Here is a 12,058-nt window from a genome sequence, read left to right as displayed (position 1 = left end):
CTTTGCACTCAGCAGCACGAAGTATAAATAAATTAACCAAAGGAAATATCACACAATGTCACCCACGGCTTTAAAAAAACCTCTGCCACCGTCGAGCAGGCCGGCGCTGGCGCAACGCTTCATGCGCGACGCGAAGTACCGGCCGGCGGCATGCACTGCATGCCTACCGCCCATGCCAATACCTCGGCCGGCTGGCCCGATACAAGCTCACGTCGATATCCTCGCCAAACGCCAGCACCACCGCGCCCTCCACATCCGTACGCAGCCGCACGATGCCCATGTCGCCATAGCGCGCATACACCTGCGCCTTCGGATGCCTGTAGCGGTTGCGGTGCCCCACCTGGAAGATCGCCAGCCCGGGATGCACGGCGTTAAGAAATGCCTGCGTGGAAGACGTGCCGCTGCCGTGATGCGGCGCCAACAGCACGTCGGCCGCCAGCTCGCCTTGCGCCGAACGCGCCAGCAATTGCGCTTCCTGCGCCGCCTCGATGTCGCCTGCCAGCAAGATGGCATGCTTGCCTGCCGTGATTTTCACGGTGCAGCTGCGGGCATTCGGTTTCAAGGCAATGTCCGTGTGGCTGGCGGGCAAGGGATGCAGCATGGCGAAATGCACGCCGTCCCAGGTCCAGCTCTGGCCCGCCACGCAGTGCAGATAAGGTCGGTGCGCGTCCCGCCGGAACTCGACGGCCGGGTGGCCGCCGAACAGGGACGAGGCCAGCCAGCCCACTTGCACGTTTTCCAGCAGGGACATGGCGCCGCCCGCGTGGTCGAGATCGCTATGCGAGATGATCACACCGTCGAGCTTGGCGATGCCGCGCGCGCGCAGATATGGCACGATGACGCGGCTGGCGCCGTCCGAATCGGCGCTATAGGCGGGTCCCGTGTCGTACAGCAAGCGGTGGCCATGCGTTTCCACCAGCAAGGCCATGCCCTGCCCCACATCAAAGGCCGTGATCCACATGCGGCCAGGTGGCGGGCTGGACGGCAACGCCGTCAGCAGCGGCAACCAGCCCAGCATGCCGGCCCAGCGGTGCGGCCAGCCACGCGGCGCCAGCAGCCAGGCCGTGCCGAACAATGCCCAGCAAAAACTCCACATTGGCGGCGCGGGCGCCGTCCACACGGCAAAGCGGCGCGCGCCCAGCCATTCCAGCACCTGCGCCAGCATCTGCACGATGGCGTGCGCCAGCAGCAACAGCCAGTCGGAGAACGGCCCGGGCAGCAGGCTGCCCGCCAGCGACAAGGGCGTGACGATCAGGCTGATGACGGGAATGGCCAGCGCATTGGCGACGGGCGACACCAGCGAAACCTGTGAAAACAGCAGCATCGTCAACGGCACCAGTCCTACCGTTACCACGTATTGCGTGTGCGCGCCCAGCGCCACGGCCGCGCACAACCGGCGCCAGCGGCTGGCCTGCGGCGGCAGGGGCGCCAACGTGCGTCCCGCCGTCGCATACAGGATGGTGGCGACGGCGCCGAACGACAGCCAGAAGCCCGGCCACAACACGGCCCACGGGTCGAGCAGCAGCACCACGCCCAGCGCCAGGCACAGGATATGCACGATGCTGGTGATGCGCCCCAGCCACAAGGCCAGCGCCACCACCAGCAGCATGTACAGGGTGCGCTGCGCCGGGATGCCGAAGCCGGCCAGCAGCACATATAAAAAGGCCGCCATCGCACCGGCCAGCGCCGCCACCTTTTGCGCCGGCAGCCACAGGGGCAATTGCCAGCCGGTAAAGAACGAGCGCCGCCACAGCGCGCCCGCAGCCAGCGCGAACAGGCCCGCGATCATGGTGATGTGCAGTGCGGCACGTAAAAGTTTGCAAGAAATGGACATCCGCCGCACACAGCGAGAATGTGCATCGCGCCAAATCAGTCTACGTCCATCTGTCCATACAAAAAATGGACACGCTACGAAAAGTCTTGTCCATTTATCAGGCCACTCATATTAGTTCGCTGTCGTGTCACAACAACCAAAATGCTTTCGCCTCGGTAGTTGGTCGCTTTTTGGTCGGAACGATCTAGTTGATCCTGGCTAAACGGAGCGCGATTTATGTCTGTTTCTGGACAGGCGCTTCAGCACAGGTTATACCTCCGTTTCAAGTGACAGCACGCTCTACTGCGGGGACGGACCTGGCGGCGTAGTAAAACGGTCCGTTTCAGGATAGAATGGATAGCAACGAAAAAAGTATGATTGGATACAAAACTGTGACTAAATTAGCCCTTTCCGAGGTTTCCTTCGGTGAAGTTACGATTCAGCGTCTTCGCCGGGTCACATTGGACGCAAATCTGTTACGTACGTTGGGCCTTTCTGAGGGCGATAGTGTTGAGGTAGTGCTGCTTGTGGACAGTTCGGAAATCGTACTGCGGAAGTGTAAGGATGTGTCGTCCAAAAAAAGTCAGACGGAAAGCAAGTCTTGATGGCTGCATTATTGGACCACAACCGCCGTGATCGTGAATCTGACGTGCAGGCTCACGATATTTCACACCGTAAAAAAATTGGGGCGTTCTACACGCCGCTGACTGTATCTACCGTCCTCTCGTCCTGGGGCATAAGGTCATCAAAGGACACGATCCTGGAGCCGTGTTTTGGCGGCTGCACGTTCCTCGAAGCAGCGGTAAGTCGTCTTACAGCTCTCGGAAGTAAGACTCCAGAAAAAAATCTTTTTGGGTGCGACATCGATCCACTTGCATTTGTCTATTTGGCTAAACGTGTTGAGCGGGCGACTGTTGATGGGCATTTTTTCAAGCAAGATTTCATAAAGTTCCTTCCAGATCAGTTGCCGCATCGAGGTGTGGACCTTGTGATCGGCAATCCTCCGTATATTCGACACAGCAATTTCTCGTCCAACCAACGTGCTTTATTAGATACATGGACTGACGCCCTTGGGATCAAACTCCACAGGCGTGCAAATCTATGGGCGTACTTCGTCCTACATGCTCTTCGTTTTTTAAAGCCTGGTGGCCGAGTAGCCCTGGTCCTCCCTGGTAGCTTCCTGTATGCCGATTACTCCGCAACAGTCAGAAAATACTTGTTGAATTGCTTCAAAACCGTGACTGCTATAACGTTAGCGGAACGGCTGTTTGTCAGCGAGGGAACAGAGGAAACTACTGTTATTCTCTTGGCTGACGGCTATGACATAAAACCCCAGAACGGAAGCTTCCGTGTGACTTGCGCCGATAGTGTCGATGATTTGTCCAAATTGATTGCGAACCCAGACCTACACGCATCTCTTCATAACCAACCCTACGACGGACACGGTATGGTGCCAATCGAAGTGGGTAATCTACACTTGACGCTATCCTCAAAAGCAGAGATGCGAACTCTAGGTTCGATTGCGACTATGCGTATCGGTTTAGTGACGGGTGACACTCCTTACTTCATTAAGTCTAAGCGGGAATGGAAAAAGCACAATATTGACGCCCAACATTTGGAATATATTTTTCCGAAAAGTGTTTTTGTTCAAGGTCTGGTGATTAACCATCTTGACAAAAAGCAACACATTAGCGACCATGTGGCATGTTTAGCACTTTCCACTCCTGCAGTTCCGCGGGCCGAGAATTTAGTTGAATACCTCAACGGCTATCCTAAGGAAAAACGAAAAGACAATGCCACATTTGCAAAACGACAGATATGGCATCAATTCGCAGATGAGTATCCTGTACCGGATGCATTTTTCGTGTTTATGACTGATTACGGCCCGCGCATTGTTCTTAACCACGTTGGAGCATATGCAACAAATTCTGTTTATCGCGTATTCTTCAATGAAGGTACCTCAGTTTCCCAAATGAAATTGGTAGCGGTTTCAATGTACACCAGTTTTACCCAACTAGGGGCCGAGATAGTTGGGCATCCACGTGGATCGGGTGCGCTGAAATTAGAACCTTCCAGTGCACTCAAGCTAGTACTTTATCTACCAACTGACCGCTCTGTGGATGAAATCGATGTGGCATTTCAACAACTAGACTCAAGATTACGTGAATCTGATCTAGAAGGTGCTCGCGTTATAGCAGATGACTTTCTTTTCTCAGATACGGACTTGGCCAATACACTACCAAGCCTTAGGGCAGGCCTTTCCACGGTTAGACAAAGACGAATTCGTTAATCCTTTTCGGTTTATAGTATTTACAAAGAAGCGCGAATCGCAATTTAATTTTCGAGTGATATAGAAAGGCTGACGGGTGGAGTGACCTGAACAGCTACGAAATGCTAAGAAAAACCTAACTAGGTAGAAGATATGACGACACTTCAGGTCTTAAAGGATTCACTTACACAGGAGCTTAAAGGAAACCAGGTCAATTATGGAAAAATCCTTTCGCTTGCAGCTGATATAGCAAAACTTGATGAAGAAAATGTACGATTTTCCGTCGATGCTAGTCACGTATATCGTCTGGGCATAGAACTTGTTTCCAAGCAAGAGACAGCGGTAGCCGAGTTAATTAAGAACGCATTCGATGCCGACGCGACCGAAGTAAACCTTACGTTTAGCAATTCGCTATCGAAGGGAGGCGAGTTAATAGTAGTGGATAAGGGGGAGGGAATGTCCCGCGAGAAATTGATAAACGGTTTCATGCGCATTTCTACACAAGAGAAAGTTGATTCACCTGTTTCCACAGTATTTAAGCGCCAACGAGCCGGCCGTAAAGGAATTGGACGCTTTGCCGCGCAGCGACTTGGAACAAAGCTACTCATCACAACACAGCAAGAGGCAGAGGATTTCTCATTAGAGGTAGAGATTGATTGGAACACCTTTGAGGGTGGGAAAGACCTAAATTTAATCTCCAACCAAATTAACCGACGTGCAAAGCAGCCTCAAAAAGGCACAATTTTACGCATAATTAACCTCCGAGATGCCTGGAGCGAAGCGCAAATTCAGCGCACATTTCGTTTTGTTTCGGAGTTGTTGCAGCCGTTTCCTTTAAGCGAAAAAGGTGATGGCGCGGCCAACGTTGACCCAGGGTTTCTGGTCGAATTCTCCAGACGCCAAGGTCAGCAAGTGCAAGTCGTTGCCAGTGCAGAGCAAAGCATCTTTGCTCACGCGTTGGCCATGATATCGGTTGAAGTCGATGCCGCTGGAATGCCTGTCCTCAATTTACTTTCAGAAAAATATAAAATTGATATTCGCGACAGAAAAATCGTTTTTGATCCGAGAGTCAGGTCCAAAACGGGTCTTGCGATAGATAAATATCCACTCATCGCAGGAATTCGATTCAATGCTCACTATTTTATTACAGACGAGTTGCCTCCGGGGACCCGAAGTCTGGCGCGAGACGTATTAAATAGGCAAGGCGGCATACGAGTATATCGCAATGGATTCAGAGTCTTGCCGTATGGCGAACAATTTGATGATTGGCTGGGACTTCAGCGATCGAGTGCATTGCGCCAACTACTTCCACCTCATCATAATACAAACTTCTTGGGATTCGTCGAGATCATTGACGTCGGTGGAGACAGGTTTGAGGAAACTGCAAGTCGAGAAGGCTTAATCGAAAATGATGCCTTTCTTCAACTTCAAGACTTCGTATATCGCGCCCTCATGATGGCTGTAATAGAACTAGGTCGCGCGCGGAAAAAGAAGATTTTTGCCGGGGAAGGCAGGGAAAACACATCTACAGAAAAAAAATCACCCATGTCTAAAGCTGCTGAACTTGCGGAAACTATTAGGGCGGCGGCCAACGCCGCTTCGGCTGCCCCCCAAAGTCCAAATGCCGACCCGAGTAAGGAACCTAAGCAAGAACCTGACCCGGATCAAGAAAACGATCCTCCAGGTCAAACCGGGGCGGGAGAATCATTTTCAGAAACATTTAAAAAATTGGCTGATGACGTGGAGAGGCTCGGACAAGAATCACAGGATTTTCTGGAAGAGAACGGAATGTTGAGAGTCTTAGCTAGCCTAGGACTTACAATCGGAGAGTTCACCCATGAGGTGAGACATTCGATTGCTGCTTTGAGCGCTACTGCGACACTTATTGAAAGCGAGGTCCCTCCTGGCTCCTCTCTGCATCAATCAAGTGAGTCAATGAAAGGGAATATTGAGCTCCTGCGTAGTTACGTGCGATATTTTGATAACGCAGTGATTCATAATTCACACAGAGAACTTGGTGTGCATGAACTACGAGATCTTGTGAATGAATTCTCGTCGGTCGTCAAACCCACCTTAGGTCGACAGAAAATTGATATCGAAACGCACTTTGACGGTTATGATCTTTTCACTCGACCAATGCATAAATCCGAGTGGGCATCGATCTTTTTGAACTTGTTCACGAATTCAATGAAGGCAATTCATCGTGCAGGGGGCAAGGGTAAGATTTTGATTTCGGCTGGAACAGCTGACGAGCGATTGTTTCTCGAATTTTCCGACACTGGAGATGGCATACCTATCGAAAATCGTGAGAAAATATTTGACGCTTTTTTCACTACTAGTACGCCAGCAAATGTCTTATCTAGCGATTCCGAGAAATTGGTTGGCACTGGGCTTGGTATGAAAATTGTTCGCGACATTTTAGAGGGGGCGAATGGTGAAATTGAAGTTATCGAGCCGCCCATTGGTTATACGACCTGTATCAGAATAGAAATTCCAAAAGCCAAAGAAGAGGAAATCGGCGATGCCAAATACTAACTTTCTATGCATTGACGACCAACAAGACAAAACCATAGACGACCTTTTATCTCTTCTAAGTCGCAGCAATCCATCCTTAATCGTGGTGAGGAATACGCCAGTAGATCTAGCGGTGCAGATTAAAAAAATATCTGCCGCGAGCAAGGCAGATAATTTTGGGCTCTTGTTGGACCTGCGCTTAGATCAAGAGGCAACCGAAGATCACCCGAGGGTTCCTTACCGAGGACCAACGTTGGCCCAAGAACTGCGTACTCGGATGGCGGAAAAGAAAATCTCCCCTTTTCCGATAGTACTTTGGTCGATTACCGAGAAGTTCGTTAAATCGTTTGATGAGACTTCGCAGGATTTGTTTGACGCTGTATTTGGGAAGGATGACCAGATCATTGACAAACCTGGACTAGTTGCTGCGCAGATGATTTCGCTCGTAGATGGGTATAGGCAAATTGCAAATTCGAAAAAAGGAAAACTAATCGGCACGATGCTTGGCTTCAAGCAGGACGATGATGTTGGTTTGCACGAGTCCTTTATTGAAGAATTTAGATATTTTGTTGAGAGCAAAGCTGTTCATGAGATTGCGACATATCTAATTAATAATTTAATTCTTCCCAGTGGCTTACTTATTGATGAGAAACTTCTCGCCGCACGACTTGGTATCGATATCGATCAATCCGGCGAAAGCTGGACACAACTTCTTAATAAAATGGTGACCTCTAAATATTCTGGTCCATTTCACGCGGGTTGGCAGCGATGGTGGTGGTTCAACGTTGAGGTCTGGTGGTCTGGTCTAGCGGCCAAACAACCCAACCTCCGTAGAATTGGAGCTACCGAACGAGTGAAACTTCTGAACGGAAAATTTAAGCTCAACCTAAAGGCAGCCGCGCCAATTGAAGAAAAATACAGTGATAAGTTCTTCTGCGTCTGTGTCGCAACAGGTAAAGCACTAGATCCAGCGGACGGTTTCCGCGTTGCCGAGATGAACGTAAGGGCGTGGCAGGATACGGGGTATGTTTCTGCTTTTGCAGCGCTAAATCGTATTGAAAAGAATAGATGGAGAATTAGTACCGTTGATCGCGACAGATTTGACCGTTTGAAGAAGAACTAAGATGGCTAAGCGAATAAAGCCGGCTGAGATTCGGCGTAGATTGTCAAATGATCTACTAAGTTTGTCCCAAGTTTTGGGACGCAATTCCTCAACTGTCGTCCTAAATGCAGATGTGCTGAAGTCCGCAGCCAATCAATGCTTACAGGATCGTGGCGGCTACTGGGAGTATCAAATTGCAGGCCTGATGCTAAATGTCGATGCCCCTCAAAAAGCGCTCCCAAAGGATCTGGGAAAGAAGTTGAATTTAACGATTGATCTAGACCTCTGTGGCACCTACGATGAGGAAGCGGAAAACTTTTTTGAAAAACTTATACTTAAGGTCCGGATTGAAACCGAGGATGGTAGAAATATGTGTTCTTGGCATTTCGATCGACATATTTTCGATGAAGGTGACGAATCAGGAGATGCTCATCCCCTCTTCCATTTTCAACATGGCGGACATGAGATGAATGAGCTTGCAGATTCACTTGGCAAAGTTCTTTTGTTGCCAGCACCCAGGATGGCTTCACCGCCTATGGAAGCAGTATTGTGCATTGACTTCTTGCTATCGAATTTTGCAGGTGGCGAATGGAAAGCACTACGCACCGACGCTACGTATTTGCGGCTTTTGCAAGAAGCTCAAATTCGGCTTTGGAAACCATATGTCGAACGGCTCGCCGGTTGGTGGGTCGGAGGAAAGGAGTCGAAAGACTCGATTTCAAGGCTTTGGCCTCACCTTGCGTAGTTAAGGATCGGACAATCTTTTCTTGTTGATGCGAAGTTTTTCAGCGATTTTTTCCAGTGCAGTCAACTCGTCATTGCGAATCTTTAAAGGAGTCCCATCCGCATCCCGGATTCTTTGTCTTGAATACTCAAGCGAGGTGAGTAAGATTGCAATTTCATCAACGGAAAGATTGTCATTCATAGCAAGTCCTTCTAATTATAGTAAACACAGCAGAAGTTTCGTGGTAGCAGCAAGAGAGATAGGCCTCCTCAAAAAATGGTAATCGATCCATGATCGTCAAGGATTCCTTTAACCTCTTGCATGAGTGGTTCATCCATAAGCCAAGGACTTTCACGGACAAGGCGTAAAAAGACGCTTTCTGCCCCCTCTTCTGCGAGATATAGCCGCAGCATTACTGCGGCGTGGAATGTATCATCGCAGCTTGATTTGAGCATGCTTATTACCTCATCCAAAGTCTTCTCAATACTTGGATCCGCGGTTAGCAACATGAAAGCGGTAAGTCCAAGTGAGCCACGAGAATACTCCTCCAGCTCTACAACTTGGAGTATCGAAATGACTTCATACGAAGACCATCGGAGAAAAGGCTGTACCCTCGTCTTTATGAATGAAGGTATCCAGTTGTTGTCCGTCCAGAATATATCAGGATGTGATGTCAAGTGCCCGAGTGCGTGAAGAGCAAGTCGTCGTGTTTCTCGTGGAAACGAGTGGAGCATATTTCTGATTCCAATGAAATATCGATAATCTGTGCGCGCAAATAAGAAGCAGTCAACGATGGCTCGCCGTTGCCTGTCCTCATTGTCATCGCTTAGTTGCAAAAGCGGGTTCTCTTTGTTTAATTTAGCGGAACGACGTACTGAGTTGGCAAATTCCACCAATCTACTACTCTGCAATATGGCTGAAGCCGCAATCGGAATTGATGTTATTTTCCCTTCATGAGCGCATAAATATTCGCTTATATTCACCCAACGAATCTGTTTGTCGCCGGGATCAAAAACAAGCCCGATGATTGGTATAGTGGAATCCTTCCACATCGACATATCTTCTTCGTTACCAGGGATAACGTAGTTGTTTCCGACCTTGTACGAAAGGCCAGATTTAATTTGAAGGGCTGAGCAGATCGGGCTTACATTTTTCCCGTCTCCTAGATCGACATATGCATCTTTCCCATAATCGCTCGCTAAATCTACCTCTACGAAAGTACATCCATTTTCCTCGAAAAAAGCCCTGGCAGCGTTCACCCCTGCCCTTTCCATAATTCGATTTCGACGTAGTCTTTTCAAGATTCTATTTTCTGTAAGTTTTCAGAAAGTTAGATATCAAAATTTCCAAATTTGATATTTGCATGCAGGTACGGGACCGAAATTGTTCATTCCGAGAGCGACCGAACTAAGAGCTCGGCCCATTTTAGGCTATCGAAGACCAATGGTTTAAGGATTGGTTTAGTCCCGTGAACATCGCCCATTCTTGAGCGGAGACTTTGTAGTACATAGGCCCCCTGGATGAGTGAACCCTCAAAATTTTTCTTGAATGGTAATGTTTCCGCCTCCGACCACCCAAGCGCCCCTAGTTGTTCGGCCAACGCGGGTACTACACCTCTGGCTGATAATGCACGCTTGCAACGTTCTTGAAAGGAAGCTCCGGCCGGGTCGCCAAGTTGCGCAGTTTGATATACAAATGAAGTAGCCGCATCGACGGCGCCACAAGCTGCGGAGATTGCGCCGCTCAGATCGCCGTCGCGGAACCGTTGCGCGGCCTTGACCAGGTCTTGTCGAGTTGCGTTGGGCAATTCCACTAGATCTGATGGGTCGAATACGCGAATCGGTATCAGCGCTTTGTCTATAAACACCCAGCCCAGTCTAGAAAGATTTTCGACCAGGGTTTCCTTTGTGGCTGGATTGCGGCGGAGGATTTCTTCAGCGACAATCGATAAAAACCGTGACTGGTCAACCAAGGACATCCGTCCAAATATTCCATCAATAGCAGTGGTCAGTTGCCCCTTAGTTGCGCCTTTTTCAGGCTTCTGGTCAAGATGGGCAAGTTGGGTGATATCGAGGCCCGCAAGGCCTGTGATTTCTTTGATTTCAGAAAAGCTCGCGGTCTGAAGGCTAGCGCGGATTGCTGGCCACGCTTGAAGTAAGGAGGTCATAGATATGTCCAGTTTCCATTGTTCTAAAATAGAGATAGTCGACCTTAACACACCGAAACAAGAGCGCGGAAATTTCTCTCTCAAGTGGCAGATTGATTCCTCAGTGGCACCTATCAGCTGTGAGGTCCATATCGTTTCAGCCAAAATAGCGAAATGCACCGAGGCGCAGCGATCTGCACATCCCACGGCCTTAATTTTTTGGCACCGATTTCAGGCGAGAGGCAGCGGTGCTGGAAGCGCCCGTGTCTCGACACCCCAATCTACGCCTTTCATGGAAAGTCATCGAAAAGACGAGCAGACCGGGGGATCACAACGATTGATGCCCTAAGTTACTTCAGCACGGCAGCAGATTTTCTCCTTAGCGGAAGAATTCTTTCACCGGTCAACTTGTTGAGCTTTGTTCGGACCTCAAAAAGCTCCATGAGTAGTGACTGTTCTCGTCCAAGTGCTGCATCGAGTTCCACCTGCAAATCGCGAATTTTCCTCCTGGCTTTGTCAGCAATCTGCGTTTGGGTTTTCAGAGGCGATCCTGCAGCGGCAGCAGCAATATCGATATCCGCGATAAGTCTAGTAAAGCCCAACCTCGATTTTTTGATACTGCCCTTTTTTCGCCCCGCTTCCAACGAAACCGCATCGTTGGAGATCTTGGTGCCTTTTGCAACATTTTGTGGCTTGCCGGCCTTCAGCCGATCCAACGCCTCAAAATATGGAGCCATAGGTTCATTAATCATTGATTGCCTTTCGACGGCGTCTGCACTGATCTAGCCAGGCTGTAGCCGGCAACTAGTCTTTTGAATTCAGTCTCCTCGTGAATCAACTCGGGCAAGCCTATATTCGTTGACCTGAGAATTTCCAGCTCGCGCGATTTGACGGCTACCACGCGCTCTGTCTTCTTTAGATTGCCGGCCAAGTGTTTGCAGTTTTCGGAAACGCACCCGACGTGAAGCACGTCGATCGGATTCTTGTCGCACGGCCCGGGATTCGCGCAGCCCCCCACAGGCGTGACCTTATACGCCAACTCACCCTTTTGAAAGCGGCGAAGTGTTGTAGCACGATCCTCCAGCATCAGACCATCCCTGCTTCTAAGCCGCATCCTAAGCCAGTGTGTATGCCCACCATAAAGATTCCCTGGATCCTCTAGCAAGACATTTGACGCATAAGCAAGGAACTGGCTAACTGGTTGGGCCTCTTGCCACTCCTCGCCGAAATGCCTCTCGCCGTGGCCATGACCTATGCCAATAAAGTTGGTCGCGAAGCCGGAGCCCTTGGCGTAATACTGCGACATGTGCAAAGTTATATGTTGCAGCTGCCGTTTCAGCGAGGGTAGCGAAACAAGGCCGGAGCGCTGAGCATTGTAGTGGTTTAATGTACCCGGACACCAATTTAGGCGAGAATGCTCGCCATGGAGAGGTGTTTGATGAGCAAGCAAAGACGTACATTTTCCCCTGAGTTCAAGCAGCAGGCAGCAT

8 protein-coding genes and 2 pseudogenes are annotated in these 12,058 nt (G+C 49.8%); 4 read left to right on the top strand and 6 right to left on the bottom strand.

Going from position 1 to position 12,058, the window contains the following annotated elements:
• Positions 1-163: 163 nt before the first annotated feature.
• Positions 164-1,807, bottom strand: a pseudogene (locus ACQ4WR_RS27000) (DNA internalization-related competence protein ComEC/Rec2); the annotation flags it as partial.
• A gap of 610 nt (positions 1,808-2,417) precedes the next feature.
• On the opposite strand from ACQ4WR_RS27000, the gene ACQ4WR_RS26995 reads away from it, so the two are divergent.
• From ACQ4WR_RS26995 to ACQ4WR_RS26980, 4 genes are all read left to right on the top strand, one after another.
• Positions 2,418-4,103 carry an HsdM family class I SAM-dependent methyltransferase gene (locus tag ACQ4WR_RS26995; protein WP_436491092.1) on the top strand — a complete coding sequence of 562 codons (1,686 nt, stop codon included), beginning with the start codon at positions 2,418-2,420 and terminating at the stop codon, positions 4,101-4,103.
• Between the two features lie 132 nt (positions 4,104-4,235).
• A complete protein-coding gene (locus ACQ4WR_RS26990) occupies positions 4,236-6,617 on the top strand; it encodes a sensor histidine kinase (RefSeq protein ID WP_436491091.1) in 2,382 nt (793 codons plus the stop codon).
• Positions 6,604-7,719, top strand: a complete 1,116-nt coding sequence (locus ACQ4WR_RS26985; protein WP_436491089.1) for a hypothetical protein — start codon at positions 6,604-6,606, stop codon at positions 7,717-7,719. The genes ACQ4WR_RS26990 and ACQ4WR_RS26985 overlap by 14 nt, the downstream gene beginning before the upstream one ends.
• A 1-nt stretch (position 7,720) precedes the next feature.
• The gene (locus tag ACQ4WR_RS26980; protein ID WP_436491088.1) at positions 7,721-8,443 is read left to right on the top strand and encodes a hypothetical protein; all 723 of its coding nucleotides are present in this window, start codon (positions 7,721-7,723) and stop codon (positions 8,441-8,443) included.
• Here ACQ4WR_RS26980 and ACQ4WR_RS26975 read toward each other — a convergent pair whose 3' ends face one another.
• The 5 genes and pseudogenes from ACQ4WR_RS26975 to ACQ4WR_RS26955 form a co-directional block, all read right to left on the bottom strand.
• A complete protein-coding gene (locus ACQ4WR_RS26975) occupies positions 8,444-8,623 on the bottom strand; it encodes a hypothetical protein (RefSeq protein ID WP_436491086.1) in 180 nt (59 codons plus the stop codon).
• Positions 8,624-8,691: 68 nt separating this feature from the next.
• The gene (locus ACQ4WR_RS26970) at positions 8,692-9,723 is read right to left on the bottom strand and encodes a DUF4365 domain-containing protein (RefSeq protein WP_436491085.1); all 1,032 of its coding nucleotides are present in this window, start codon (positions 9,721-9,723) and stop codon (positions 8,692-8,694) included.
• Between the two features lie 86 nt (positions 9,724-9,809).
• On the bottom strand, positions 9,810-10,589 hold the full coding sequence (locus ACQ4WR_RS26965) for a hypothetical protein (protein ID WP_436491083.1): 780 nt from the start codon (positions 10,587-10,589) through the stop codon (positions 9,810-9,812).
• 329 nt (positions 10,590-10,918) lie between these two features.
• Positions 10,919-11,320: a hypothetical protein gene (locus ACQ4WR_RS26960; protein WP_436491081.1), complete on the bottom strand. Its 402-nt coding sequence runs from the start codon at positions 11,318-11,320 to the stop codon at positions 10,919-10,921.
• A pseudogene (locus ACQ4WR_RS26955) lies at positions 11,317-12,058 on the bottom strand (hypothetical protein); the annotation flags it as partial. The pseudogene ACQ4WR_RS26955 and the gene ACQ4WR_RS26960, both read right to left, overlap by 4 nt.

It is taken from the genome of Janthinobacterium amylolyticum (assembly GCF_051380655.1).
Taxonomy (GTDB): Bacteria; Pseudomonadota; Gammaproteobacteria; order Burkholderiales; family Burkholderiaceae_D; genus Janthinobacterium.
Note: the sequence above shows the minus strand (reverse complement) of the source record. Positions and strands in the feature narration are given on the sequence as shown.